Raw genomic sequence first — 25,727 nt, 5'->3', positions numbered from 1 at the left:
CGCCGGGGAATCACATGTTTAGCCTGACGCTTTACAGGGATGGCAAAACCGACAACCCGCGCCCTTGTGGGGGTCCTTGACCCTCTTTGGGCGCCCCTCCACAGAACAGGGTCACGTAAACAGTGAAGACGACGACGATGTTCCACAAGATCGCGAACCCCCGGCGCACCACGCTGGCGCACCTCGAAGGCGCCGACGCGCCGCGGACGCCGGTCCAGCTGGAGCACACCGTCGAACTCCCGGCCCAGACTGCCAACCCCAAGCGCACCATCCTGATGGAGATCCCGGTCGCGGCCACCGCCGCGAAGTGACACCGGTCCATACGCGCACCGGCCGCGAAACACTCAAGGGGCGTCCCCACGGCAACGGGGACGCCCCTTGTGCTTGCGCGGGGCGCGCCGAGTGGTCGCGTTAGCCTGGGGCGTCAGACGTCAGCCGCTCGTTCAAGGGGACAAGCATCCCGTGCGCATCGCCAGATTCTCCATCGACGGGAACGTCGCCTTCGGCGCGGTCGAGGGCGAGAAGCAGGACGAACTCGTCCTGGACATCATCAAGGGCATCCCGTTCGCGGACTTCGAGCTCTCCGGCACCAAGGTCCCGGTGAGCAAGGTCAGGCTGCTGCCCCCGGTACTCCCCAGCAAGGTGATCGCCTTCGGCCGCAACTACGCCGAACACGCCAGGGAACTCGGCAACGAGGTGCCCGACGCCCCGTTCGCCTTCTTCAAGCCCTCCACCTCGGTGATCGGCCCCGGCGACGAGATCCAGTACCCCTCCTTCTCCCAGGAGGTGCACCACGAGGCCGAGCTGGCCGTGGTGATCGGCCGGATGTGCCGCGAGGTCCCGCGCGCCCGCGTCAAGGACGTGATCTTCGGCTACACCTGCGCCAACGACATCACCGCGCGCGACGTCCAGAAGCGCGAGAAGCAGTGGGCCAGGGCCAAGGGCTTCGACACCTCCTGCCCCCTCGGCCCCTGGGTGGAGACGGACATCGACCTCGCCGCCGCCGGCGATCTGACCGTCCAGCTCACGGTCAACGGCGCCCAGCGCCAGCTCGGCCGCACCAGCGAGATGATCCACCCCATCGAGGATCTGATCGTCAACATCTCCGAGGCCATGACCCTGCTCCCGGGCGACGTCATCCTCACGGGCACCCCGGCAGGGGTCGGCCCCCTCAACGTCGGCGACGAGGTCGCCGTCACCATCGAAGGCATCGGCACTCTCACCAACAAGGTTGTCAAGCGTGGCTAGCGCATCCGGCACTCCCGTACGCGTCCGTTTCTGCCCGTCGCCCACCGGTAACCCCCATGTGGGCCTGGTCCGCACCGCCCTCTTCAACTGGGCGTTCGCCAAGCACCACGGCGGCACCCTGGTCTTCCGTATCGAGGACACCGACGCGGCCCGCGACTCCGAGGAGTCGTACGACCAGCTGCTGGACTCGATGCGCTGGCTCGGCTTCGACTGGGACGAGGGCCCCGAGATCGGCGGCCCGCACGCGCCGTACCGCCAGTCGCAGCGCATGGACCTCTACAAGGACGTCGCCGCCAAGCTCCTCGACGCCGGCCACGCCTACCGCTGCTACTGCTCACAGGAGGAGCTGGACAGCCGCCGGGAGGCCGCCCGCGCCGCCGGCAGGCCCTCCGGCTACGACGGCCACTGCCGCGAGCTCACCGACGCCCAGGTCACGGAGTACGAGGCCCAGGGCCGGGAGCCGATCGTCCGCTTCCGGATGCCCGACGAGACGATCACCTTCACCGACCTGGTCCGCGGCGAGATCACCTACCTCCCGGAGAACGTCCCGGACTACGGCATCGTCCGCGCCAACGGCGCCCCGCTGTACACGCTGGTCAACCCGGTCGACGACGCCCTGATGGAGATCACCCACGTCCTTCGCGGCGAGGACCTGCTCTCCTCCACCCCGCGCCAGATCGCCCTCTACAAGGCGCTCACCGAGCTGGGCATCGCCAAGGGGACCCCCGCCTTCGGCCACCTGCCGTATGTGATGGGCGAGGGCAACAAGAAGCTCTCCAAGCGCGACCCGCAGTCCTCGCTCAACCTCTACCGCGAGCGCGGCTTCCTCCCCGAGGGCCTGCTCAACTACCTCTCCCTGCTGGGCTGGTCGCTCTCCGCCGACCAGGACGTCTTCGGCATCGACGAGATGGTCGCCGCCTTCGACGTCACCGACGTCCAGCCCAACCCGGCCCGCTTCGACCTCAAGAAGTGCGAGGCGATCAACGGCGACCACATCCGCATGCTCGACGTGAAGGACTTCACCGAGCGCTGCGCACCCTGGCTCAAGGCGCCCTTCGCACCCTGGGCCCCGGAGGCCTTCGACGAGGCCAAGTGGGCGGCCATCGCCCCGCACGCGCAGACCCGCCTGAAGGTGCTGTCGGAGATCACGGACAACGTCGACTTCCTGTTCCTGCCGGAGCCGGTCTTCGACGAGGCGTCCTGGACCAAGGCCATGAAGGAGGGCAGCGACGCCCTGCTCCGCACGGCCCGCGAGAAGCTGGACGCGGCGGACTGGACGTCCCCCGAGTCCCTCAAGGAGGCCGTCCTGGCCGCCGGCGAGGCCCACGGCCTCAAGCTCGGCAAGGCCCAGGCCCCGGTCCGCGTGGCCGTCACCGGCCGCACGGTCGGCCTTCCGCTCTTCGAGTCCCTGGAGGTCCTGGGCAAGGAGCAGACCCTGGCCCGGATCGACGCGGCCCTGACGAGGCTCGCCGCGTAGCTTTTCGTACGCCCCCGAGGGGCGGCGCCCGGAACCGTCCGGACGCCGCCCCTTCACGTTGCCGGGTACCGTCGGTCCCATGGCCATCCGAGCAGTTGTCTGGGACGTCGACGACACGCTTTTCGACTACACCACCGCCGACCGCGAGGGCATGCGCGCGCATCTCGTGGCCGAGGGGCTGCTCGCGGGGTACGGCTCCGTGGAGGAGGCGCTGGAGCGGTGGCGGGAGGTGACGCGGGAGCAGTGGGCGCGGTTCGCCGCGCGGGAGGTCGACTTCGAGACGCAGCGGCGCGACCGCACCCGGGTCTTCCTGCGGCGTGAGATGACGGACACCGAGGCCGACGACTGGTTCCTGCGGTACGTCACGTACTACGAGTCCGCCTGGAGCCTCTTCCCGGACGTACTGCCCGTCCTCGACGCCCTCGCCGCCAGCCACCGCCACGCGGTGCTCTCCAACTCCAGCCTCCACGTCCAGGACCGCAAACTGCGCGTCCTCGGTGTCCACGACCGCTTCGAGGCCATCCTGTGCGCCGCCGAACTGGGCGTCTCCAAGCCGGAGGCCGGCGCCTTCCTCGCCGCCTGCGACGCACTGGCGCTGCCCCCGGACCAGGTGGCGTACGTCGGTGACCACCCGGAGATCGACGGGCGGGGCGCCGCCGACGCCGGACTGCTGTCGGTGTGGATCGACCGCGGCGGTGACCACGCGACCGTCGTACCGCCCGAAGGGCCTCGCCGTATCGCCTCCCTCGACGAACTTCCCGCGCTGCTCGCCGCCGATACCCGTTTTGGAGCCCCGTCCACCTTCGGGTAATGTTCTTCCTGCGCCGCGGGAGCGGGCCGAAAGGCCGGAACCCCAGGCGTCGAACTAGAACAAGAACCCTTCAGGGGCTTGCGTTCCAGTGGCCTATGGTGTAATTGGCAGCACGACTGATTCTGGTTCAGTTAGTCTTGGTTCGAGTCCAGGTAGGCCAGCTCGCAGAGCTCATCTGCACCGCGGATCTCATCCGCAAAGCCCCCGTTGTGTAGCGGCCTAGCACGCCGCCCTCTCAAGGCGGTAGCGCCGGTTCGAATCCGGTCGGGGGTACAGATCCTTCCCGCGAGGAGAGATCGGGTCGCACCCTCTCTCTTTGATGCAGGATCGCTAGGGCCCCCGTTGTGTAGCGGCCTAGCACGCCGCCCTCTCAAGGCGGTAGCGCCGGTTCGAATCCGGTCGGGGGTACTGACTGGTCTAAACCATCATTGGTCTATGGTGTAATTGGCAGCACGACTGATTCTGGTTCAGTTAGTCTTGGTTCGAGTCCAGGTAGACCAGCAGGATCCGCGGCAACGCGTGATCCACGCCCCCGTTGTGTAGCGGCCTAGCACGCCGCCCTCTCAAGGCGGTAGCGCCGGTTCGAATCCGGTCGGGGGTACACAGTGAAGGCCCTCCACTTCGGTGGAGGGCCTTCGGCGTTCCCGAGGCGGCGTCCGGAGACCGGAGGAAGAGCCCGCCGCGGCGTTGAGGCGGGCCCTTTCCCCTGAAACGGGGCGGAAGGTGGTCAGGAGCGGCGCAGCGCCTCGGAGAGGCGGGCGGCGGCGTCGATGACGGCCTGCGCGTGCATCCGGCCCGGATGGCGGGTCAGCCGCTCGATGGGACCGGAGACCGATACGGCGGCCACCACACGGTTCGACGGGCCGCGCACCGGCGCGGAGACGGACGCCACGCCCGGCTCCCGCTCGCCGATCGACTGGGCCCAGCCCCGGCGCCGTACGCCCGACAGGGCCGTCGCCGTGAACCGGGCGCCCTGCAGGCCCCGGTGCAGCCGCTCCGGCTCCTCCCAGGCCATCAGGATCTGCGCCGAGGAGCCGGCCTTCATCGTGAGCGTGGAACCCACCGGCACCGTGTCCCTGAGGCCCGAAAGCCGCTCCGCCGCGGCGACACAGATACGCATGTCGCCCTGGCGGCGGTAGAGCTGGGCGCTCTCACCCGTCACATCGCGCACATGCGTGAGCACCGGTCCTGCCGTGGCGAGCAGACGGTCCTCGCCCGCCGCGGCCGCCAGTTCGGCCAGCCTCGGGCCGAGAATGAAACGGCCCTGCATGTCGCGCGCCACCATACGGTGGTGTTCCAGTGCCACGGCCAGACGGTGGGCCGTGGGTCGTGCCAGTCCGGTGGCACCGACCAGACCCGCGAGGGTGGCCGGACCGGACTCCAGAGCGCTCAGGACGAGGGCCGCCTTGTCCAGAACGCCGACGCCGCTACTGTTGTCCATGCAACGATACTTGCGTCTCACTCTGTGAAACGCAAGTTCAATTTTCCGTGGAACACGCCACTCTGGAAGCACGGAAGCAAAGGGGCCCCGTGGACCACCGGGCCATGGCGGCGGACGCCCGGAATCAGGGGCGCGGGCGCTGTCTCCCCAGAGAACTAGTTGGGCCGGCGCACCATGCCGGCCGGAGGGAAAGCGATGGGTAGGACACTCGCGGAGAAGGTCTGGGACGACCACGTCGTCCGGCGCGCCGAGGGCGAGCCCGACCTCCTCTTCATCGATCTGCACCTGCTGCACGAGGTGACCAGCCCGCAGGCCTTCGACGGCCTCCGCAAGAACGGCCGCCGGGTGCGGCGTCTCGACCTCACCATCGCCACCGAGGACCACAACACCCCCACCCTCGACATCGACAAGCCCATCGCCGACCCGGTCTCCCGGGTCCAGCTGGAGACACTGCGGGCGAACTGCGCGGAGTTCGGCGTCCGGCTGCACCCGCTGGGCGATGTCGAACAGGGCGTCGTCCACGTCGTCGGTCCGCAGCTGGGGCTCACCCAGCCCGGTATGACCGTCGTCTGCGGCGACTCCCACACCTCCACGCACGGCGCCTTCGGCGGACTCGCCTTCGGCATCGGCACCTCCCAGGTCGAGCACGTACTGGCCACCCAGACGCTGCCGATGGCCCGCCCCAGGACCATGGCGATCACCGTCGAGGGCGAACTGCCCGACGGCGTCACGGCCAAGGACCTGATCCTCGCGATCATCGCGAGGATCGGCACCGGCGGCGGCCAGGGCTACGTCCTGGAATACCGCGGCGAGGCCATCGAGAAGCTCTCGATGGAGGCCCGGATGACCATCTGCAACATGTCGATCGAGGCCGGCGCCCGCGCGGGCATGATCGCCCCCGACGAGACGACCTTCGCCTACCTCGAGGGCCGCCCGCACGCCCCCAAGGGCGAGGACTGGGACGCGGCCGTCGCCTACTGGAAGACGCTCAGGTCCGACGAGGACGCCGAGTTCGACGCCGAGGTGGTCATCGAGGCCGCCGAACTGTCGCCGTTCGTCACCTGGGGCACCAACCCCGGCCAGGGCGCCCCGCTTTCGTCGTCCGTCCCCGACCCCGCCTCGTACGAGGACGCCTCGGAGCGGCTCGCCGCCGAAAAGGCCCTGGAGTACATGGGCTTGGAGGCCGGTCAGACGCTGCGCTCCATCGGTGTGGACACCGTCTTCGTAGGGTCCTGCACCAACGGCCGCATCGAGGACCTGCGCGCCGTCGCGGACATCATCAAGGGCCGCAAAGTCGCCGACGGCGTACGGATGCTGGTCGTCCCCGGCTCCGCGCGGGTGGGTCTGCAGGCCGTCTCCGAGGGCCTGGACGTGGTCTTCAAGGAGGCGGGCGCCGAGTGGCGGCACGCGGGCTGCTCGATGTGCCTGGGCATGAACCCCGACCAGCTCGCCCCCGGTGAGCGCTCCGCCTCCACCTCCAACCGCAACTTCGAGGGCCGGCAGGGCAAGGGCGGCCGTACCCACCTGGTGTCCCCGCAGGTCGCCGCCGCCACCGCGGTCCTCGGTCACCTGGCCTCCCCGGCCGACCTCGCCGCCGACGACCGCACGCCCGCTGGAGTCTGATCAGCCATGGAAGCATTCACCACCCACACCGGCCGGGCCGTCCCGCTGCGCCGCGGCAACGTCGACACGGACCAGATCATCCCCGCCCACTGGCTCAAGAAGGTGACCCGCGACGGGTTCGAGGACGGGCTCTTCGAGGCCTGGCGGGGGGACGCGTCCTTCATCCTCAACCAGCCCGAGCGGCAGGGCGCGACCGTACTGGTCGCCGGCCCCGACTTCGGCACCGGCTCCTCCCGTGAGCACGCCGTCTGGGCGCTGCAGAACTACGGCTTCCGGGCCGTGATCTCCTCCCGCTTCGCCGACATCTTCCGCGGCAACTCGCTGAAGAACGGCCTGCTGACGGTCGTCCTCGACCAGCAGACCGTCGACGCGCTGTGGAACCTCACCGAAGCCGACCCCGCCACGGAGATCACCGTCGACCTCGAGGCCCGCGAAGTGCGCGCCGAGGGCATCACCGCCTCCTTCGAGCTCGACGAGAACTCCCGCTGGCGGCTGCTGAACGGGCTCGACGACATCTCCATCACCCTGCGGAACGAGGCGGACATCGCCGCGTACGAGGCGAAGCGCCCGTCGTTCAAGCCGAGGACGCTCACCGCCTGACCCCGCCGCGGCCGAAGTCCTCATCGGAGGGCGACTTTCGGCCACCGCGGCCGCCCTCCCGTACCCCCGATCACCCCGATCGGGGGTACGCGCATGTCTGCACCCGTTCGGCCCCGCGCGCCGCCTTGGGTGCCCCCAACTTGCCGCGTTAGGAAGGTGGTTGTTGGGGTACACGTGTCACGTGCCCGTGATCGACGCGTGTGCCCGGACGGCCGTCCGGGGCGGCAGTTGCCCCCTGCGCAGGCGACAACTCGCCCCAGATGGCACAATCTGTGCATGGAACACGACGGCCAACTCCAGCTCTATGCGGCGGTCGCGGTCCAGCTCAAGGAAGCGCACGCAAAAGTGCGCTCACTGCAAGTCCCGGAGGGCGTACGGATGGCGCTGACCCGGAAGCTGCTGGTCATTACGGCCGCGGCCAAACACGATCTCGCCGGTGCGGCAAGGCGTCTGGAGCGGTTCACCGAGGACCTCGACGAGGGTCGAATGCCCGAAGAGGAACGCTGAACCGGTCGGGACAGCCGAGTCCGTTGCGGCACAAGGGTGATTAGCCCGTTTCGTGTTTGATTTGCGGTATATATCTGCCTAACGTGCGAAAAAGCTTGAACACATTCGTTCTGGCGATGTCTCCGAAGGGGAAGACGTGAACAAGGCGCAGCTCGTAGAAGCGATTGCCGACAAGGTGGGCGGCCGCCAGCAGGCCGCCGAAGCCGTCGACCACGTACTGGACGCCATCGTCCGCGCGGTCGTCGCGGGGGAGCGGGTCTCGGTCACCGGCTTCGGTTCGTTCGAGAAGGTCGACCGCCCGGCCCGCTACGCCCGTAACCCCCAGACGGGCGAGCGGGTTCGGGTCAAGAAGACCTCCGTGCCGCGCTTCCGTGCCGGCCAGGGTTTCAAGGACCTGGTGAGCGGTTCGAAGAAGCTGCCCCGCGGTGGCGAGGTCTCGGTCAAGAAGGCGCCCAAGGGCAGCCTGACCGGCGGCGCTTCGGCCACGGTGAAGAAGGCCGCCGCGAAGAAGACCACGGCGAAGAAGGCCGCCACCAGGACGGCCGCGAAGAAGACCACGGCCAAGAAGGCCACCACCAAGACGGCCGCGGCGAAGAAGACCACGGCCAAGAAGGCGCCCGCCAAGACGACGACGGCGAAGACCACCGCCGCGAAGAAGACGGCCGCCAAGAAGGCCCCCGCGAAGAAGGCGACGGCCAAGAAGGCGCCCGCCAAGAAGTCCACCGCGCGCAAGACCACCGCCAAGAAGACCACCGCACGCAAGAAGTAGGCCGCCGAGCGGTACTCACGCACCGGGCCGGACTCCCTCGGGAGTCCGGCCCGCGGTGTGATCCGGATCGGACGCCGGCGTCCGCGCGCTCAGAAAGGGCGCGCTCAGAAGGTCTGGAGTGTCACCAGTGTGATCCGCAGGGTCGTGCCCTCGCCCTCGGTCTCCACGCGCACCCGCTGACCGGGCCGCAACAGCCTGAGGCCGCCCGCGTCGAACGCCGGGGCGTCGAAGGGCACCGGGGTGCCGTCGTCCAGCAGCACCTGGCCGCTGCGGCTGTCGGCGTCGTAGGTGTACGCGGTGGCGTGCATACCGGCAGCCTACTGCTCGGTGATGAGCAACCGCGCGGCGACGGCGGCCGTGTGGGGACCCGTGCCCAGCGCCAGCGCCGCCCGCAGATCGGCGCCGGTGTCCACGTCCTGCCGTACCGAATCCACGCCGTCGAGACACAGTTCGACCGCTCCGGACGCGCGGTGCCGGGCCCGGGAATCGGGGCCGAACAACGGGCGCAATTCCAGCCCCCGGCCCGCGGCCAGCAAAGTCGTGCCGAATCCGGCGGCATCGGCGAGAAAAGCGCGCGGGAATTCCGCGGCCCCCTCGAGAACCCGGGCCAGTTCCGCCGTGCGGAGCGCCGGCAGATCGGCGTTGAGGGCCGCCACCCGCGCCGCGTGCCGGGAGGCGCCCGCCACCGTCGCGCCGTGGGTGAGCGCCGCGTTCAGACCGTCACGCGGCTCGTCCGGGACGATCCGGGCGCCCAGCGCGGCCAGCTCGCGCGAGGCCAGGGCGTCGTCCGTGACGACCACCACACCCCGTACCGCCGGGCACTCCAGCGCGGCTGCCACCGTGTCCTGGGCGAAGGCGAGCGCGAGGCCGGGGCGCAGACCGTCGTCCGCGGTGTCCGAGAGCCTGCTCTTGGCACGGGCCAGCGGCTTCAGGGGTACCACCAAGGTCCACTGCACGAGTGTTACGTCCCTCTCTTGTCGCGCTCATTGTCACCCGGAGCCCCGGGTGCCGCGGGTGCCGGGGCGTACGGTGTTCTCGACAGACCGGCGGCCCGGGGCGACACTTGTGCGGCCCGCCCGGCCTCCGGGTCCGGGTCCGGGGCCTGACATTCGTAAGAGGAAGGTGTACTCGTGCCGCGCCGCAGAATCGGCTTCTGGTACCGCTTCGCCGCGGTTCTCTGCAAACCACCGCTGGTGGTTCTGCTCAAGCGGGACTGGCGCGGAATGGAGAACATTCCGGCTGAGGGCGGCTTTATCACCGCGGTGAACCACAATTCGCACATCGACCCCTTCGCCTACGCGCACTTTCAGTACAACACCGGACGCGTCCCGCGATTCCTGGCGAAGAGCGGTCTTTTCAACAAGGGATTCATCGGCGCCGCGATGCGCGGCACCGGACAGATCCCCGTCTACCGCGAGAGCACCGACGCGCTCAGCGCCTTCCGGGCCGCGATCGACGCCGTGGAGCGCGGCGAGTGCGTCGCCTTCTACCCCGAGGGCACCCTCACCCGCGACCCCGACGGCTGGCCCATGACCGGCAAGACCGGTGCCGCGCGCGTCGCCCTGCAGACCAGGTGCCCCGTGATCCCGGTCGCCCAGTGGGGTGCCAACGAACTGCTGCCGCCGTACGCGAAGAAGCCCAGCCTGCTGCCGCGCAAGACGCACCACGTACTGGCCGGGGAGCCGGTGGACCTCGACCGGTTCTACGACCGTGAGATGACCCCGGACCTGCTGAAGGAGGCGACGGAGGCCATCATGGCGGCCGTCACCCGCCACCTGGAGGAGATCCGCGGCGAGCAGGCGCCCCAGACGCCCTACGACCCGCGCCGCGAACGGATCGAGCAGGGCCGCAGGACGCACACACAGAAGCGGGAGGAGCGGGTGCGGGGCACCAGGCCCACCGCGCGGGAAGAGGGGCTGGGCACGTGAGCGAGCCGGTCAAGGCGGCCGTCTTCGGCACCGGATCGTGGGGGACGGCCTTCGGCATGGTCCTCGCCGACGCGGGCTGCGACGTCGTGCTGTGGGGGCGGCGCCCCGAACTCGCCGACGCGGTCAACTCCACCCGCACCAACCCCGACTACCTGCCCGGGATCGAACTCCCCGGGAACGTGCGGGCCACCACGGACGCCGCCGAGGCCGCGCGCGGCGCCGACTTCACCGTCCTCGCGGTCCCCTCGCAGACCCTGCGCGCCAACCTCGCCGACTGGACGCCGCTGCTCGCGCCCAACACGGTCCTGGTGTCGCTGATGAAGGGCGTCGAACTCGGCTCCGCGATGCGGATGAGTGAGGTGATCGACGACGTCGCCAAGGTCGGCCCCGAGCGCGTCGCCGTCGTCACCGGGCCCAACCTGGCCCGGGAGATCGCCGCCCGGATGCCGGCCGCCGCCGTGGTCGCCTGCACCGACGAGGACGTCGCCCGGCGGCTCCAGACCGCCTGCCACACCCGGTACTTCCGGCCGTACACCAACACCGACGTCATCGGCTGTGAACTGGGCGGCGCGGTGAAGAACGTGATCGGACTGGCGGTCGGCATCGCCGACGGCATGGGGCTCGGCGACAACGCCAAGGGCTCGCTCATCACCCGCGGTCTCGCCGAGACCACCCGGCTCGGGGTCGCGCTCGGCGCCGACCCGCTGACCTTCTCGGGGCTCGCGGGCCTGGGTGACCTGGTGGCCACCTGCTCCTCGCCGCTGTCGCGCAACCACACCTTCGGCACCAACCTCGGCAAGGGCCTGACCCTCGAGGAGACCATCGCGGTCACCAGGCAGACCGCGGAGGGCGTCAAGTCCTGCGAGTCGGTGCTCGATCTGGCCCGCCGGCACGGCGTCGACATGCCGCTCACCGAGACGGTCGTCTCCATCGTGCACGAGGGCAAGCCCCCGATGGTCGCCGTCAAGGAGCTGATGTCGCGCAGCGCGAAGCCCGAACGACGCTGAGCGACGCCGAGCGACGCCACCCCGCCGTTCGGCCCACCGACGGCGTTGCGGGCACTGTGTCCGGGCCCCGGGGGCAGGTAATCTCATCGCGATATGAGCACCGAGAACCTCCCCCAGAGCCCCGAGCAGCCGTCCCGCAAGCCGCGTGTGGCCGTCGTGTTCGGCGGGCGCAGCTCCGAACACGGGATCTCCGTGGTCACCGCCGGCGCCGTCCTCAAGGCCATCGACCGGACCGCGTACGACGTCCTGCCGATCGGCATCACCCAGGACGGCCGCTGGGCGCTCACCGCCGACGAACCGGAACGCATGGCGATCAGCGACCGCCGCACGCCCAGCGTCGAGGAGCTCGCCGAGTCGACGGAGGGCGGTGTGGTGCTCCCCGTCGACCCGGCCAACCGTGAAGTCGTCTACAGCGAGCCGGGTTCGGTGCCCAAGGCGCTCGGCGAGGTCGACGTGGTCTTCCCGGTACTGCACGGTCCCTACGGCGAGGACGGCACCCTCCAGGGCCTCCTGGAGCTCTCCGGCGTCCCCTACGTGGGCTCGGGCGTGCTCGCCTCGGCCGTCGGCCAGGACAAGGAGTACATGAAGCGGGTGTTCACCTCCTTCGGGCTCAAGGTCGGCCCGTACCTGGTGATCCGGCCGCGCGAGTGGCAGCACGACGAGTCCGCGGCCCGCAAGAGGATCGTCGAGTTCGCCGGCGAGCACGGCTGGCCGCTGTTCGTGAAGCCCGCCCGCGCGGGGTCGTCGATCGGCATCACCAAGGTCGACGACCTGTCCGGCCTGGACGAGGCCATCGCCGAGGCCCAGCGCCACGACCCGAAGATCCTCGTCGAGGCGGCGCTGCGCGGCCGCGAGATCGAGTGCGGCGTGCTGGAGTTCGAGGACGGCCCGCGCGCGTCGTTGCCGGCCGAGATCCCGCCGCCGGACACGCACGCGTACTACGACTTCGAGGCCAAGTACATCGACTCCACACCCGGCCTGGTGCCCGCGCCGCTCACCGACGAGGAGACGGCCGAGGTGCGGCGGCTCGCGGTGGAGGCGTTCGACGCGGCCTCCTGCGAGGGGCTGGTGCGCGCGGACTTCTTCCTCACCGAGGACGGCGAGTTCGTGATCAACGAGATCAACACCATGCCCGGCTTCACGCCCATCTCGATGTACCCGCAGATGTGGCAGGCCACCGGCGTGAGCTACCCGGAGCTGGTCGACCTGCTGGTGCGGGCGGCGCTGCGCCGCCCGACCGGCCTGCGCTGAGCCAGCGCGCGCATCAGAAGGCGATCCCCTCGGGGATCGCCTTCCTGACGGCCGGGGCGAGATCGATCAGTACGCCCGTACTGTCCCGTCCGCCGGTCACCCGGACCTCGACGTACGCCTCGCGGTTGGCGGTGGTGAAGCGGTACGCGTCGTCGCCTTGCCGCTCCATCAGCCAGTCGACCCCCTCGACCCCGCCCGGTACGGCGTCGGCGTCCTGCCCGTTGGCCACCTTGGGGTCGGCCATCTTGGGCGGCCGCTCGACACCGCACCGCAGTATGATCGCCACGCCGCCCCAGCCCGCGGTCAGTTCGGACGCGGGTTCGGGATCGTCGCGACTCTCACCGTCCACCTTCGCCGGCAGGACCTCGTCCAGGTTCTGGCACAGCTTGGTGACCTTCGCGTCCGGGCTGGGAACCGCCGCGGACGCGCTGTCGTCTGCTGAGGAGCAGCCCGCGGCGGTGATCAGCACCGCGAGCGCGGAGAGGACGGCGTGCCGGTGACGGAAGGAGTTCACCGGCACAGGGTAGACGGGGGCTACAGATGGACGACCGGGCAGGTCAGGGTGCGGGTGATGCCGTCCACTTGCTGGACTCTGGCGACCACCATGCGGCCCAGTTCGTCGACGGTGTCGGCCTGGGCGCGCACGATCACGTCATACGGTCCGGTCACGTCCTCGGCCTGGATCACTCCAGGGATCTTGCCGATCAGATCGGCGACGGTCGACGCTTTGCCGACCTCCGTCTGGATCAGGATGTAAGCCTGTACCACGGAACCTCCAGGGCGGCCACGAGGATCATGTGGGGAAAAGGAACGCCACGGTATCGCGTCGCCGCTCCCCGCGGGGAGACCTGCGGGAACCGGGCCTTGCGCGCCGGGGTACAGACACGGGAGAAGTTGACGGTCACCTCGACCGTAGCGAGGACCCGGACGGCTCGCGACCGGGCACGGACAGGGACAGAAGGGTCGAAAGGGAAATGAAGGGCACTGTTGGTGAGCTCGGCGAGTTCGGGCTCATCAGGGAGCTCACCTCCCGCCTCACCACCACCCCGGCGGTCCGGGTCGGCCCCGGCGACGACGCCGCAGTGGTCTCCGCGCCCGACCGAAGGGTCGTGGCCAGCACCGACATCCTGCTGGAGGGCCGGCACTTCCGCCGCGACTGGTCCACGGCCTACGACGTCGGCCGCAAGGCCGCCGCGCAGAACCTCGCCGACATCGCCGCCATGGGCGCCGTACCGACCGCCCTGCTGCTCGGCCTCGTCGTCCCGGCGGAACTGCCGGTGACCTGGCCCAGCGAGCTGATGGACGGCCTGCGCGACGAATGCCAGGTGGCCGGCGCGGCGGTCGTCGGCGGCGATGTCGTACGCGGCGACACGATCATGGTGTCGATCACCGCGCTCGGTGATCTGCGCAACCAGGAGCCCGTGACCCGGGGCGGGGCCCAGCCCGGCGACCTCGTCGCGGTGACCGGCTGGCTGGGCTGGTCCGCGGCCGGGCACGCGGTGCTCTCCCGCGGTTTCCGCTCACCGCGCGCCTTCGTCGAGGCGCACCGGCGCCCCGAACCGCCGTACCACGCGGGCCCGGCCGCCGCCGGCCTGGGCGCGACCGCGATGTGCGACGTGAGTGACGGGCTGATCGCCGACCTCGGGCACATCGCCCAGGCCAGCAAGGTCCGTATCGACGTGCGCTCCGGCGCGATCGACATCCCCTCGCAGATGAACGACATCGGCCAGGCCGTCGGCGTCGACCCCATGCAATGGGTGCTGACCGGGGGAGAGGACCACGCGATCGTGGCGACCTTCCCGCCGGACGTGAAGCTGCCCGCCCGCTGGAAGGTGATCGGCGAGGTGCTCAACCCGTCGGCGCTGCCCCAGGTGACGGTGGACGGGGCGCCCTGGACGACCCAGGGCGGCTGGGACCACTTCGGGGACATCGAGTCATGAGCGCGCCGCCCCGGGTGCTCACCGTGGCCGGCTCCGACTCGGGCGGCGGGGCCGGCGTCCAGGCCGATCTGAAGACGATGCTGGCGCTCGGGGTGCACGGCATGAGCGTGCTCACCGCGGTGACCGCGCAGAACTCGCTCGGCGTGCAGGGCGCCTGGGAACTGCCCGCGGAGGCGGTCCGGGCCCAGTACCGCAGCGTCGTCGACGACATCGGTGTGCAGGCGGTCAAGACCGGCATGCTGTCCTCCGCCGAACTCGTCGAGACGGTCGCCGACTTGATCACCGGCACGGAGGTGCCGGTGGTGGTGGATCCGGTGGGGGTCTCCAAGCACGGTGACCCGCTGCTGGCGGCCTCCGCGCTGGACTCCGTACGGACCAGGCTGCTGCCGGTGGCGACGGTCGCCACCCCGAACCTGGACGAGGTGGCGCAACTCACGTCCGTCCACGTCGACTCGGAAGCCGGTATGCGCCGGGCGGCGGAGGCGATCCTGGCGTTCGGCCCACGCTGGGCGCTGATCAAGGGCGGTCATCTGCCCGGCGACGCGGTGGACCTGCTGACCGACGGCTCCTCGGAGCACTGGCTTCGGGCCCCGAGGCACGACAACCGCCACACCCATGGCACGGGCTGCACCCTGGCCTCGGCGATCGCGTCGGAACTGGCGAAGGGCCGTGCGGTCCCGGAGGCGGTGGCAGCGGCGAAGGCCTACGTGACCGGCGCGATCGCCTCGGGCTTCGCCCTGGGCAAGGGTCTGGGCCCGGTGAACCACGCCTGGAACCTCCGGTAACGGGGGGCGCCGAGTGCGGCCCGGTGGGGGCCGGTCGCGCAGTTCCCCGCGCCCCTTGGGGAGCTGCCACAGCGGCCCCCAAGCCCACCCCCGCCCTTCAACCCTCCGCTCCCGCGGGCAGTCGTGCCGCTGGGGCGGCACGGGTGGGCGCGACGGCACCCCGCGAGCGCCGGGCCGCGCGAACGCCTCCCGGCCCGCGCCCCCACCGGGCGGTGCGACCAACCCGTCTCACAGATGCGCGGCTGCGCGAACGCCCCCGCTCACCCCAAAGCAAAAAGCCGGCCCACCAGAGGTGGACCGGCTATTGCGGCGAAACCGACGTGGCCACGCGCTCAGCGAAAGCGTCAGCGCGAGACCTTGCCGGCCTTGATGCACGAGGTGCAGGCGTTCACGCGCTTCGGCGTCCCGCCGACCACGGTACGCACGCGCTGGATGTTCGGGTTCCAGCGACGGGGCGTACGGCGGTGCGAGTGCGAGATGTTGTTGCCGAAGCCCGGCCCCTTGCCGCAGACGTCGCAGTTGGCAGCCACGGGTCACTCCAAAGACTTCAGATGCACTTACGGTTGATCCCGGCATGCCGGGATCGAATTCCGGACTCCGAGGAGCCCTGATGGAATCTGAGTGGCGGTGCCAGGGGAGAGGCCCGATCGGATCGGGCAACCGGAGCAGCATACAACGGCTGCTCCCGTAGAACGAAACTACCACGGTGGCCCGGGCCACCGCCCCCGGCCCTCTTCCGGCGGACGGCGTCCCACGGTCTACGCTGCCTGCCACGGCCGGCAGCTCAGGGAGGCGCAGGTGGCGCAGGTGCCGCAGACATTCTTCGATGCTCTCGCGGTGCGTTCCTGGTGCGGTCTCGCGCTCGATGCGCTGGGGCGCTCCCGCGAGGAGATCGACGCGATCAACGTCTATCCGGTGGCGGATGGCGACACCGGCACGAACCTCTATCTGACCCTCGAGTCGGCGACCGCGGCGGTGGAGGCGGTGTTCGACGGACACCGGGCCGGCGGGGACCGGGAGCCGGCGCTGGCCGACGCCGTACGGGCCATGGCCCACGGCGCGCTGATCGGCGCGCGCGGGAACTCCGGGACGATCCTGGCGCAGCTGCTGCGCGGCATGGCCCAGGTGCTGGCCGGCGACGAGGCCCCGGCGCACGCCGACGGCGAGGGCCTGCGGAACGCGCTGCGGCACGCGGCCGACTCCGCGCGCCACGCGGTCGCGCACCCCGTCGAGGGCACGGTCCTGACCGTCGCCTCGGCCGCCGCCGACGCGGCCGGCGCGGCGGAGGGCGACTGCGGGGCAGTGGCGCGGGCCGCCTACGAGGGAGCCCGCGCGGCGCTCGCCGAGACCCCGGCCCGGCTGGCCGTCCTGCGGCGCGCCGGAGTGGTGGACGCGGGCGGCAGGGGGCTGGTCGCGGTGCTGGCGGCGCTGGTGGAGACGTTCATGGGCGAGGCGCCGCGGGGCCTGCCGGCCGTCGGCGGCCCGTGGACCGGCTCCGCACACACCACCGGTCCCGTGCCGCACGCGCGCGTGGAGCGGACGGAGCAGGCCGGGGGGCTCGGCGAGTGCGCGGACGGCGGTGCCCCGCACGGGGCCGGCGGACCCGCCTTCGAGGTGATCTACCTCCTGGAGGCCGAGGACGCGGCCGTCGCACGGCTGCGGGACCGGCTCGACGCGCTGGGCGACTCGCTCGTGGTCGTCGGCGGCGACGGCCTGTGGAACGTCCATGTGCACGCCGACGACGCGGGCGCCGCCGTGGAGGCCGGGGTCGAGGCGGGACGGCCGTACCGGATCCGGATCACCCACTTCGGCGCGGAGGACGTCCACACCACCGGAGCCGAACCGGCCGCGCGCGGCGAACGCGCACAGCGGGCCGTCGTGGCCGTGGTGCCCGGCGAGGGCCTGGCGGGGCTCTACACCGAGGCGGGAGCGACCACCGTGCTCGCCCGCCCCGGGGAGCCGCCCGCCAGCGGAGAACTCGTCCAGGCGGTCCGGCGTGCGCACGCGCGGGAGGTCGTCCTGCTGCCCAACGACGCCGATCTGCGCCACACGGCCGCCGCTGCCGCCGAGCAGGTGCGGGCCGAGGGGATCAGGGTGGCCCTCATCCCGACCCGCTCCGCCGTCCAGGGCATAGCCGCCCTCGCGGTGCACGAGCCGGAACGCCGCTTCGACGAGGACGTGGTGTCGATGACGTCGGCGGCCGGCGCGACCCGCTATGCCGAGGTCGCCGTCGCCGAGCGGCAGTCCTGGACCATGGCGGGCATCTGCCAGGCCGGGGACGTCCTCGGCCTCGTCGACGGGGACGTGGCCGTGATCGGGCAGGACGTCACGGCGACCGCCGAGGCGGTCCTCGACCGCATGCTCGCGGCCGGCGGCGAACTGGTCACCCTCGTCCTCGGCGACGACGCCCCCGAAGCCGTCGCCGCCCACCTGGAGACCCGTGTCCGCGAGGGCTACCTCGCCGTCGACACGGTGGTGTACCACGGCGGCAGACAGGGAGCCCTGCTGCTCATCGGGGTGGAGTGACGCCCGTTGTCAGTGGTGTGGTGTCCAATGGATCCCGTGCCCGCACTGGACGAACCACTGAAGAAGGTGCTCGGCCCCGCCACCGCGAAGGTGATGGCCGAGCACCTCGGCCTGCACACCGTGGGCGACCTCCTGCACCACTACCCGCGCAGATACGAGGAGCGCGGCCAGCTCACCCACCTCGCCGACCTCCCCATGGACGAGCACGTCACGGTGGTCGCCCAGGTCGCCGACGCCCGGCTGCACACCTTCGCCTCCGCCAAGGCCCCGCGCGGCAAGGGCCAGCGCCTGGAGGTGACGATCACGGACGGCAGCGGCCGGCTGCAACTGGTCTTCTTCGGCGCCGGTGTCCACAAACCGCACAAGGAACTCCTGCCGGGCACCCGGGCGATGTTCGCCGGCAAGGTCTCCGTCTTCAACCGCCGCGTCCAACTCGCCCACCCGGCGTACGAGTTGCTGCGCGGTGACGCCGAGGAGACCGTGGAGACCTGGGCCGGCGCCCTCATCCCGATCTACCCCGCCACCGCCAAACTGGAGTCCTGGAAGATCGGCAAGGCGCTGCAGACGGTCCTGCCCAGCGCCCAGGAGGCCGTCGACCCCCTCCCGGACTCCCTGCGCGCGGGCCGCGGACTCGTCGCCCTCCCCGAGGCACTCCTCAAGATCCACCGCCCGCACACCAAGGCGGACATCGAGGACGCCCGCGCCCGCCTCAAATGGGACGAGGCCTTCGTCCTCCAGGTCGCCCTCGCCCGCCGCCGCCACGCCGACGCGCAACTCCCCGCCGTCGCCCGCCGCCCCGAGCCCGACGGTCTCCTCGCCGCCTTCGACGACCGTCTCCCCTTCACCCTCACCGAGGGCCAGCAGAAGGTCTCCGCCGAGATCTTCACCGACCTCGCCACCGAACACCCCATGCACCGCCTGCTCCAGGGCGAGGTCGGCAGCGGGAAGACGATGGTCGCGCTGCGCGCCATGCTCGCCGTCGTCGACGCGGGCGGACAGGCCGCGATGCTCGCGCCCACCGAGGTGCTCGCCCAGCAGCACCACCGGTCGGTCACCGAGATGATGGGGGAGCTCGCCGAAGGAGGGATGCTCGGGGGAGCGGAGACCGGGACCAAGGTGACGCTGCTCACCGGGTCGATGGGAACGGCGGCCCGCCGCCAGGCGCTGCTCGACCTGGCCACCGCCGAGGCCGGCATCGTCATCGGCACCCACGCGCTGATCGAGGACAAGGTCAAGTTCCACGACCTGGGCCTGGTCGTCGTCGACGAGCAGCACCGCTTCGGTGTCGAGCAGCGCGACGCCCTGCGCGGCAAGGGCAAACAGCCCCCGCACCTGCTGGTCATGACCGCCACCCCCATTCCGCGCACGGTGGCGATGACGGTCTTCGGCGATCTGGAGACCTCGGTACTCGACCAGCTCCCGGCCGGCCGCTCGCCCATCGCCAGCCATGTCGTCCCGGCCGCCGACAAACCCCACTTCCTCGCCCGCGCGTGGGAGCGGGTCCGCGAGGAGGTGGCGAACGGCCATCAGGCGTACGTGGTCTGCCCCCGCATCGGCGACGAGGAGGACGACCCGAAGAAGTCCGGCAGGAAGAAGCCCCCCGAGGACGAGGCCGAGAAGCGGCCCCCGCTCGCCGTCCTGGACATCGCGGAGCAGCTCGCGCGAGGGCCGCTGAAGGGGCTCGGGGTCGAGGTGCTGCACGGGCGCATGCAGCCCGAGGACAAGGACGCCGTCATGCGCCGCTTCACCGCCGGAGAGGTCGACGTCCTGGTCGCCACCACCGTCATCGAGGTCGGGGTCAACGTCCCCAACGCCACCGCGATGGTGATCATGGACGCCGACCGCTTCGGCGTCTCCCAGCTGCACCAGCTGCGCGGCCGGGTCGGCCGCGGCTCGGCGCCGGGCCTGTGTCTGCTGGTCACCGAGATGCCCGAGGCGAGCGCGGCCCGGCAGCGGCTGGGCGCCGTCGCCGGCACGCTGGACGGTTTCGAGCTCTCCCGTATCGACCTGGAACAGCGCCGCGAGGGCGATGTGCTGGGGCAGGCCCAGTCCGGCACCCGATCCAGCCTGCGCATGCTCGCCGTCATCGAAGACGAGGAGATCATCGCCGAGGCGAGGGAGGAGGCGGCGAGGATCGTCGCCGCCGACCCGGACCTGACCGGCCTCCCCGCCCTGCGCACGGCACTGGACGCCCTGCTGGACGAGGAGCGGGAGCAGTACCTGGAGAAGGGCTGACAGACTGGTACGGCCACCGACCAGCACAGACCGACAAGGACCGAGGACATGACCCGCGTGATCGCCGGCAAGGCCGGCGGGCGCCGCCTGGCCGTTCCGCCCGGCCAGGGGACCCGCCCCACCTCCGACCGCGCGCGCGAGGGCCTCTTCTCCACCTGGCAGTCCCTGCTCGGAGGCCCGCTGGACGGCGAACGCGTCCTCGACCTGTACGCCGGCTCCGGCGCCGTCGGCCTGGAGGCCCTGTCCCGCGGCGCCGGACACGTCCTGCTCGTCGAGGCCGACGCCCGCGCCGCCCGAACGGTCCGGGAGAACGTGAAATCACTCGGACTCCCCGGCGCCGAGGCCGTATCCGGCAAAGCGGAACAGATCATCCGTGGCGCGCCCCCTCAGGAGCCGTACGACGTCGTCTTCCTCGACCCGCCCTACGCCGTCCAGGACGGCGATCTTCGCGAGATCCTGCTCACACTCCGTACGGGGGGCTGGCTCAGCGGCGAAGCCCTCGTCACCGTGGAGCGCAGCACCAGAGGAGGGGAGTTCGGCTGGCCGCCCGGGTTCGAGGCGATCCGCTCCCGCCGCTACGGCGAGGGAACGTTTTGGTACGGTCGCGCCGCCTCTACGTGCGAAGACGCACGATGACCGGACCGGAGAGCGAGGGATCACAAGTGCGCCGCGCCGTATGCCCCGGGTCGTTCGACCCGATCACCAACGGACACCTCGACATCATCGCCCGGGCCTCCCGGCTGTACGACGAGGTCTACGTCGCGGTGATGATCAACCAGTCCAAGAAGGGCCTGTTCGAGATCGAGGAGCGGATCGACCTGATCCGTCGGGTCACCGCCGAGTACGGCAACGTACGCGTCGAGGCCTTCCACGGTCTGCTCGTCGACTTCTGCAAGCAGCGCGAGATCCCCGCCATCGTCAAGGGCCTGCGCGCGGTCAGCGACTTCGACTACGAGCTACAGATGGCCCAGATGAACAACGGACTCTCGGGCGTGGAGACCCTCTTCGTCCCCACCAACCCCACCTACAGCTTCCTGTCCTCCTCGCTCGTCAAGGAGGTGGCGGCCTGGGGCGGCGACGTCGCCCACCTGGTGCCGCCGGAGGTCCTGACCGCCCTCACCGAACGGCTGCGCAGGGACTGACCACCGGGGGCCTCCCGGTGCCCGCCGGTCCGTCAACCGGTGTCCCCCGGACGCCCCATGGCCGTACAGTCGGTCCCGTCCGTCTCCAACACAGCTGTAGAGAGTGGCGAGCACACGGTGGACGTGCAGAAGAAGCTCGATGAGATCGTCGCCGCGGTCTCCAGTGCCCGGTCGATGCCCATGTCGGCCTCGTGCGTGGTCAACCGCGCCGAGCTGCTCTCGATGCTCGAAGAGGTGCGCGCGGCCCTGCCCGACTCCCTCGCCCAGGCCGAGGAACTGATCGGCGGCCGGGAGCAGATGGTCGAGCAGGCCCGCCAGGAGGCCGAGCGGATCATCGAGGGCGCGCACGCCCAGCGCGGCTCCCTGGTCTCCGACACCGAGGTCGCCCGCCGCTCCCAGGCCGAGGCCGACCGGATCCTCGGCGAGGCCCGCAAGGAGGCCGAGGAGGTCCGCGCGGAGGCCGACGACTACGTCGACTCCAAGCTCGCCAACTTCGAGGTCGTCCTCACCAAGACGCTCGGCTCGGTCGGCCGCGGCCGCGAGAAGCTGCTCGGCACCGGCCCGGGCCTCGACGAGCAGGGCTACGAGGACGAGGACGCCCCCGAGCGCAGCCACGACCCGGAGACCCTGCGCCGCACCGCGGACGAGTACGTCGACGTCAAGCTCGGCGCCTTCGAGGCGGTCCTCGCCAAGACCCTGGAGGCGGTCGGACGGGGCCGGCAGAAGCTGCACGGCCGGATCGCCTCCGACGACCTCGGCGCCCTCGCCGACGACCCGTCGACCGTCCAGCACTCCAGCGACGCCGACTACCTCGCCGGTCTCGCGGACCTCGCCGAGCAGGACACCCCGGCCGCCCGGCAGCCCGAGCCGCAGCAGCGACCGCAGACGTACGCCCAGCCGGAGCCCGCCTACGGTTACCAGCAGCAGCCGGACCCGTACGCCGGCTACCAGCAGCAGTACGGCGGTCAGCAGGACGCCTACGGCTATCAGCAGCAGCCCGATCCGTACGGCGCCTACCAGGGCTACGACGCGCAGGCGTACGACCCGGGCCAGGCACAGCAGCAGACCGGCCACGACCAGCAGGCGCAGCAGGCCCAGCAGGGCTACGCCCTGGACGAGACCAGCCTCTTCGACACCAGCATGATCACGCCCGAGCAGCTGCGGGCGTACGAGCGCGAGCGGGGTCTGTAGGGGCGGATTGGGCCGAGAGCGAATGGTCCAGTATCCTGGCTCTTCGGTCGCGCTTACGTCCGCGATCCACGCTGCCCGGGAACATCACGGGGCAGTGGTACCTCTGAGCTCGAAGACCGAAAGCAGGAATGGCCCTGAACGCCCGCCTCGACCACCGGAACCCCCTCGTGTTCGACACACACGAGCTGGGGCGGCGGCCCGGTGCGCTGCAGCGCCTGACCCGTACGGTCGACGCCCCCAAGGACCTTGGGATCAAGGACGTCATCGGAGTGCCGGAAGGCGCCCCGGTGGAGCTGGAACTCCGCCTCGAGTCGGTCATGGAGGGTGTGCTCGTCACAGGCACCGCCCGTGCCGGGGCCGAGGGGGAGTGCGTAAGGTGTCTGGAGCCGCTGAAGCAGGAGATCACAGCGGACTTCCAGGAGATGTTCTCGTACCCTGACGCCGACGACCGGGGCCGCGTGACCGCGGAACCGGGCGACGACGCCGAGGACGACGAGGACAGGCTCTTCCTCGAGGACGGACTGTTCGACCTCGAGCCCGTGCTGCGCGACGCGGTGGTGCTCGCACTGCCGATGCAGCCGGTGTGCCGGGAAGACTGCCCGGGTCTGTGCTCCGAGTGCGGAGCACGGCTCGCGGACGACCCGGATCACCATCATGACGCCGTCGACATCCGTTGGGCGGCTTTGCAGGGACTCGCCGGCACCATGAAGGACGGCGAGAAGGACGAGATGAGCGGCGCCGAACCGGGCGTCGACGAGAAGCAGGAGAAGTAGCCGTGGCTGTTCCGAAGCGGAAGATGTCGCGCAGCAACACGCGCCACCGCCGGTCGCAGTGGAAGGCTGCGGTCCCCACCCTGGTTGCGTGCGAGCGCTGCCACGAGCCCAAGCAGCAGCACATCGCGTGCCCGTCTTGCGGCACCTACAACAAGCGCCAGGTCCTCGAGGTCTGAGCGGCTGGTGAGAGGCACTGTGTCGACGCCGAAGAAGAACTCAGCGGAAAACCAGGCCTCGTCCCACACGCTTCTGGAAGGGCGGCTCGGCTATCAGCTCGAGTCCGCCCTTCTGGTGCGTGCGCTGACCCACCGTTCCTACGCGTACGAGAACGGCGGCCTGCCGACGAACGAGCGGCTGGAGTTCCTCGGGGACTCCGTGCTCGGCCTCGTCGTCACGGACACGCTGTACAACACCCACCCCGATCTGCCCGAAGGCCAGCTGGCCAAGCTTCGGGCCGCGGTGGTCAACTCGCGTGCGCTGGCGGAAGTGGGCCGCGGGCTCGAACTGGGCTCCTTCATCCGGCTGGGCCGCGGTGAAGAGGGCACGGGCGGGCGGGACAAGGCATCCATCCTCGCCGACACCCTCGAAGCGGTGATCGGCGCCGTCTATCTCGACCAGGGGCTCGACGCGGCCTCCGAACTGGTGCACCGCCTGTTCGACCCGCTGATCGAGAAGTCCTCGAACCTCGGTGCCGGCCTGGACTGGAAGACCAGTCTCCAGGAGCTCACCGCGACCGAAGGGCTCGGCGTACCCGAGTACCTCGTCACGGAGACCGGCCCCGACCACGAGAAGACCTTCACTGCTGCCGCCCGCGTCGGAGGCGTCTCGTACGGCACCGGCACCGGCCGCAGCAAGAAGGAGGCGGAGCAGCAGGCCGCCGAGTCCGCCTGGCGGTCCATCCGGGCCGCGGCGGACGAGCGCGCCAAGGCCGCGACGGAAGCGGAGGAGGCCGTCCGGGCCGCCGAAGCCGACGCCTCCGGCACGAGCGCCGACACCCCGTCGGCCTCCGCCTGACCACCGGACGACCCGAGCGCCCGCCCCCGTACCGGGGCGGGCGCTCGGCGGTCGTACACCCGCCCGTGAAGGGGAGAGCATGCCCGAGCTGCCCGAGGTCGAGGTCGTACGGCGCGGACTGGAACGGTGGGTCGCCCACCGGACCGTCGCCGGCGCCGAGGTGCTGCACCCGCGCGCCGTACGCCGTCACCTCGCGGGCCCCGACGACTTCGCGCACCGCCTCGAGGGTCACCGCGTCGGCGTGCCCAGCCGCCGCGGCAAGTATCTGTGGCTGCCCCTCGAGGACACCGGCCAGGCCGTCCTCGCCCACCTCGGCATGAGCGGCCAGTTGCTGGTTCAGCCGCACGCGGCGGCAGACGAGCGGCATCTGCGCGTCCGGGTCCGCTTCACCGACGCCCTGGACACCGAACTCCGCTTCGTCGACCAGCGCACCTTCGGCGGTCTGTCGCTGCACGACACCACCCCCGACGGACTGCCCGACGTCATCGCCCACATCGCCCGGGACCCCCTCGACCCGCTCTTCGACGAGGAGGCGTTCCACCAGGCACTGCGCCGCAAGCGCACCACCGTCAAGCGCGCCCTGCTCGACCAGTCACTGATCAGCGGCGTCGGCAACATCTACGCCGACGAGGCGCTGTGGCGGGCCCGTGTCCACTACGAGCGCCCGACGGCCGGCTTCACCCGCCCGCGCACCCTGCTCCTGCTGGGCCATGTCCGGGACGTCATGAACGCGGCCCTCGCCGTGGGCGGCACCAGCTTCGACAGCCTCTACGTCAACGTCAACGGGGAGTCCGGCTACTTCGACCGGTCCCTGGACGCGTACGGCCGTGAGGGCCTGCCCTGCCGTCGCTGCGGCACACCGATGCGCCGGAAGGCGTGGATGAACCGGTCCAGCTACTTCTGCCCGGCGTGTCAGCGGGCGCCGCGCGTCTCGTCGTAGCGCTCACGCGCCTCCAGTACGGCGTCCATGCTGCCCTCGACATACTGGATGAGGGCCAGCAGGCGCCCGGCGACCTCATGGCCCAGCGGCGTCAGTTCGTAGTCCACGCGGGGCGGATTGGTCGGCTGGGCCTCGCGGTGCACCAGCCCGTCGCGCTCCAGCGCCTGCAGCGTCTGGGAGAGCATCTTCTCGCTCACCCCGTCGACCCGGCGGCGCAGCTCGTTGAACCGCAGGGAGCCCTCGTGGAGCGCGCCGAGCGTCAGCGCGCCCCAGCGCCCGGTCACATGCTCCAGCGTGCCGCGGGACGGGCACGCCTTGGCGAACACGTTGAAGGGGAGCTCCCGCTCCTCCGGTCGCGGCACGGTCGTCATGAACCCAAGATTACGCCAGGGCGGGGGGGGCCCCCCGGGGGGGGCCCCCCCCGCGGGGGGGGGGGGGCGGGGGGGGGCCCCCCCGGGGGGCCCCCCCCCCATGTGGCCCCCCACCCCCGCGATGGTATGAGCGAGGAGTTTGTTGTGC

General features: G+C 71.0%; 29 protein-coding genes and 5 tRNA genes. 27 read left to right on the top strand and 7 right to left on the bottom strand.

Features of this window, described 5'->3' with window-relative positions; all coding sequences use genetic code 11:
• Positions 1–122: 122 nt before the first annotated feature.
• From ACGFR9_RS25745 to ACGFR9_RS25705, 9 genes are all read left to right on the top strand, one after another.
• Entirely contained in the window at positions 123–311 is a 189-nt protein-coding gene (locus tag ACGFR9_RS25745; protein WP_393212689.1) for a hypothetical protein, read from the top strand.
• A gap of 151 nt (positions 312–462) precedes the next feature.
• Complete coding sequence (locus ACGFR9_RS25740; RefSeq protein WP_030216567.1) at positions 463–1,248, top strand: fumarylacetoacetate hydrolase family protein; 786 nt, start codon at positions 463–465, stop codon at positions 1,246–1,248.
• Positions 1,241–2,725, top strand: coding sequence for a glutamate--tRNA ligase (gltX, locus tag ACGFR9_RS25735; protein WP_393212559.1), 1,485 nt, complete (start codon positions 1,241–1,243; stop codon positions 2,723–2,725). Before ACGFR9_RS25740 ends, gltX begins: the two co-directional genes overlap by 8 nt.
• Positions 2,726–2,804: 79 nt before the next feature.
• Positions 2,805–3,536, top strand: coding sequence for an HAD family hydrolase (locus tag ACGFR9_RS25730; RefSeq protein ID WP_393212557.1), 732 nt, complete (start codon positions 2,805–2,807; stop codon positions 3,534–3,536).
• An 89-nt stretch (positions 3,537–3,625) separates the two neighbouring features.
• Positions 3,626–3,697, top strand: a tRNA-Gln gene (locus tag ACGFR9_RS25725).
• A gap of 39 nt (positions 3,698–3,736) precedes the next feature.
• Positions 3,737–3,809: transfer RNA gene (locus ACGFR9_RS25720), tRNA-Glu, on the top strand.
• A 62-nt stretch (positions 3,810–3,871) separates the two neighbouring features.
• A tRNA-Glu gene (locus ACGFR9_RS25715) sits at positions 3,872–3,944 on the top strand.
• 21 nt (positions 3,945–3,965) lie between these two features.
• Positions 3,966–4,037: transfer RNA gene (locus ACGFR9_RS25710), tRNA-Gln, on the top strand.
• A gap of 27 nt (positions 4,038–4,064) precedes the next feature.
• Positions 4,065–4,137 (top strand) — tRNA-Glu (locus ACGFR9_RS25705).
• Positions 4,138–4,263: 126 nt separating this feature from the next.
• Here the strand turns inward: ACGFR9_RS25705 and ndgR are convergent.
• Entirely contained in the window at positions 4,264–4,977 is a 714-nt protein-coding gene (ndgR, locus tag ACGFR9_RS25700; RefSeq protein WP_030216570.1) for an IclR family transcriptional regulator NdgR, read from the bottom strand.
• 195 nt (positions 4,978–5,172) lie between these two features.
• Between ndgR and leuC the strand changes: the two genes are divergently transcribed.
• From leuC to ACGFR9_RS25680, 4 genes are all read left to right on the top strand, one after another.
• Positions 5,173–6,600 (top strand): 3-isopropylmalate dehydratase large subunit, encoded by a 1,428-nt coding sequence (leuC, locus tag ACGFR9_RS25695; protein ID WP_393212555.1) that lies wholly within the window; start codon positions 5,173–5,175, stop codon positions 6,598–6,600.
• Positions 6,601–6,606: 6 nt separating this feature from the next.
• Positions 6,607–7,200, top strand: coding sequence for a 3-isopropylmalate dehydratase small subunit (gene leuD, locus ACGFR9_RS25690; protein WP_393212553.1), 594 nt, complete (start codon positions 6,607–6,609; stop codon positions 7,198–7,200).
• 276 nt (positions 7,201–7,476) lie between these two features.
• Entirely contained in the window at positions 7,477–7,707 is a 231-nt protein-coding gene (locus tag ACGFR9_RS25685; protein ID WP_393212551.1) for a hypothetical protein, read from the top strand.
• A gap of 136 nt (positions 7,708–7,843) precedes the next feature.
• Positions 7,844–8,476: an HU family DNA-binding protein gene (locus tag ACGFR9_RS25680; protein WP_393212549.1), complete on the top strand. Its 633-nt coding sequence runs from the start codon at positions 7,844–7,846 to the stop codon at positions 8,474–8,476.
• Positions 8,477–8,580: 104 nt separating this feature from the next.
• On the opposite strand, the gene ACGFR9_RS25675 is transcribed toward ACGFR9_RS25680, so the two are convergent.
• Together ACGFR9_RS25675 and cofC are read right to left on the bottom strand one after the other, a co-directional pair.
• The gene (locus tag ACGFR9_RS25675) at positions 8,581–8,784 is read right to left on the bottom strand and encodes a hypothetical protein (protein ID WP_393212547.1); all 204 of its coding nucleotides are present in this window, start codon (positions 8,782–8,784) and stop codon (positions 8,581–8,583) included.
• Between the two features lie 9 nt (positions 8,785–8,793).
• A complete protein-coding gene (gene cofC / locus ACGFR9_RS25670; RefSeq protein ID WP_393212545.1) occupies positions 8,794–9,432 on the bottom strand; it encodes a 2-phospho-L-lactate guanylyltransferase in 639 nt (212 codons plus the stop codon).
• A 174-nt stretch (positions 9,433–9,606) separates the two neighbouring features.
• On the opposite strand from cofC, the gene ACGFR9_RS25665 reads away from it, so the two are divergent.
• The 3 genes from ACGFR9_RS25665 to ACGFR9_RS25655 all read left to right on the top strand — a co-directional run bounded on the left by ACGFR9_RS25665 (position 9,607) and on the right by ACGFR9_RS25655 (position 12,662).
• Positions 9,607–10,404 (top strand): lysophospholipid acyltransferase family protein, encoded by a 798-nt coding sequence (locus ACGFR9_RS25665; RefSeq protein WP_393212543.1) that lies wholly within the window; start codon positions 9,607–9,609, stop codon positions 10,402–10,404.
• On the top strand, positions 10,401–11,411 hold the full coding sequence (locus tag ACGFR9_RS25660; protein ID WP_393212541.1) for an NAD(P)H-dependent glycerol-3-phosphate dehydrogenase: 1,011 nt from the start codon (positions 10,401–10,403) through the stop codon (positions 11,409–11,411). The genes ACGFR9_RS25665 and ACGFR9_RS25660 overlap by 4 nt, the downstream gene beginning before the upstream one ends.
• 93 nt (positions 11,412–11,504) lie before the next feature.
• Positions 11,505–12,662, top strand: a complete 1,158-nt coding sequence (locus ACGFR9_RS25655) for a D-alanine--D-alanine ligase family protein (RefSeq protein WP_393212539.1) — start codon at positions 11,505–11,507, stop codon at positions 12,660–12,662.
• A gap of 13 nt (positions 12,663–12,675) precedes the next feature.
• On the opposite strand, the gene ACGFR9_RS25650 is transcribed toward ACGFR9_RS25655, so the two are convergent.
• On the bottom strand, positions 12,676–13,176 hold the full coding sequence (locus ACGFR9_RS25650) for a DUF3515 domain-containing protein (protein ID WP_393212537.1): 501 nt from the start codon (positions 13,174–13,176) through the stop codon (positions 12,676–12,678).
• 20 nt (positions 13,177–13,196) lie between these two features.
• The gene (locus ACGFR9_RS25645) at positions 13,197–13,430 is read right to left on the bottom strand and encodes an Lrp/AsnC family transcriptional regulator (protein WP_030216582.1); all 234 of its coding nucleotides are present in this window, start codon (positions 13,428–13,430) and stop codon (positions 13,197–13,199) included.
• A 206-nt stretch (positions 13,431–13,636) separates the two neighbouring features.
• On the opposite strand from ACGFR9_RS25645, the gene ACGFR9_RS25640 reads away from it, so the two are divergent.
• Positions 13,637–14,602: a thiamine-phosphate kinase gene (locus tag ACGFR9_RS25640; protein WP_393212534.1), complete on the top strand. Its 966-nt coding sequence runs from the start codon at positions 13,637–13,639 to the stop codon at positions 14,600–14,602.
• The gene (gene thiD / locus ACGFR9_RS25635; RefSeq protein WP_393212532.1) at positions 14,599–15,387 is read left to right on the top strand and encodes a bifunctional hydroxymethylpyrimidine kinase/phosphomethylpyrimidine kinase; all 789 of its coding nucleotides are present in this window, start codon (positions 14,599–14,601) and stop codon (positions 15,385–15,387) included. The genes ACGFR9_RS25640 and thiD overlap by 4 nt, the downstream gene beginning before the upstream one ends.
• A gap of 344 nt (positions 15,388–15,731) precedes the next feature.
• On the opposite strand, the gene rpmB is transcribed toward thiD, so the two are convergent.
• The gene (gene rpmB / locus ACGFR9_RS25630; protein WP_004924906.1) at positions 15,732–15,917 is read right to left on the bottom strand and encodes a 50S ribosomal protein L28; all 186 of its coding nucleotides are present in this window, start codon (positions 15,915–15,917) and stop codon (positions 15,732–15,734) included.
• Positions 15,918–16,185: 268 nt separating this feature from the next.
• Here rpmB and ACGFR9_RS25625 point away from each other — a divergent pair, with 268 nt between their 5' ends.
• From ACGFR9_RS25625 to mutM, 9 genes are all read left to right on the top strand, one after another.
• A complete protein-coding gene (locus ACGFR9_RS25625; protein WP_393212530.1) occupies positions 16,186–17,913 on the top strand; it encodes a DAK2 domain-containing protein in 1,728 nt (575 codons plus the stop codon).
• A 27-nt stretch (positions 17,914–17,940) separates the two neighbouring features.
• Positions 17,941–20,148: an ATP-dependent DNA helicase RecG gene (gene recG, locus ACGFR9_RS25620; protein ID WP_393212528.1), complete on the top strand. Its 2,208-nt coding sequence runs from the start codon at positions 17,941–17,943 to the stop codon at positions 20,146–20,148.
• Between the two features lie 48 nt (positions 20,149–20,196).
• Entirely contained in the window at positions 20,197–20,784 is a 588-nt protein-coding gene (rsmD, locus tag ACGFR9_RS25615) for a 16S rRNA (guanine(966)-N(2))-methyltransferase RsmD (protein WP_393212525.1), read from the top strand.
• Positions 20,785–20,810: 26 nt separating this feature from the next.
• A complete protein-coding gene (gene coaD, locus ACGFR9_RS25610; protein WP_217130615.1) occupies positions 20,811–21,290 on the top strand; it encodes a pantetheine-phosphate adenylyltransferase in 480 nt (159 codons plus the stop codon).
• A gap of 117 nt (positions 21,291–21,407) precedes the next feature.
• Entirely contained in the window at positions 21,408–22,481 is a 1,074-nt protein-coding gene (locus ACGFR9_RS25605; RefSeq protein WP_393212679.1) for an ATP synthase F0 subunit B, read from the top strand.
• Positions 22,482–22,609: 128 nt separating this feature from the next.
• A complete protein-coding gene (locus ACGFR9_RS25600; protein WP_393212523.1) occupies positions 22,610–23,254 on the top strand; it encodes a YceD family protein in 645 nt (214 codons plus the stop codon).
• A gap of 2 nt (positions 23,255–23,256) precedes the next feature.
• Positions 23,257–23,430: a 50S ribosomal protein L32 gene (gene rpmF, locus ACGFR9_RS25595; protein ID WP_003951102.1), complete on the top strand. Its 174-nt coding sequence runs from the start codon at positions 23,257–23,259 to the stop codon at positions 23,428–23,430.
• Between the two features lie 19 nt (positions 23,431–23,449).
• A complete protein-coding gene (gene rnc, locus ACGFR9_RS25590; protein ID WP_393212677.1) occupies positions 23,450–24,268 on the top strand; it encodes a ribonuclease III in 819 nt (272 codons plus the stop codon).
• Positions 24,269–24,347: 79 nt separating this feature from the next.
• Positions 24,348–25,208: a bifunctional DNA-formamidopyrimidine glycosylase/DNA-(apurinic or apyrimidinic site) lyase gene (gene mutM / locus ACGFR9_RS25585; protein WP_393212520.1), complete on the top strand. Its 861-nt coding sequence runs from the start codon at positions 24,348–24,350 to the stop codon at positions 25,206–25,208.
• Here mutM and ACGFR9_RS25580 read toward each other — a convergent pair.
• Positions 25,181–25,579, bottom strand: coding sequence for a helix-turn-helix domain-containing protein (locus tag ACGFR9_RS25580; RefSeq protein ID WP_030216593.1), 399 nt, complete (start codon positions 25,577–25,579; stop codon positions 25,181–25,183). The two genes, mutM and ACGFR9_RS25580, sit on opposite strands and share 28 nt — an antisense overlap.
• Between the last annotated feature and the right edge of the window lie 148 nt (positions 25,580–25,727).

The organism is Streptomyces sp. NPDC048584, assembly GCF_043199595.1.
Taxonomy (GTDB): Bacteria; Actinomycetota; Actinomycetes; order Streptomycetales; family Streptomycetaceae; genus Streptomyces; species Streptomyces edwardsiae.
This window is presented reverse-complemented; position numbering and strand designations above follow the sequence as displayed.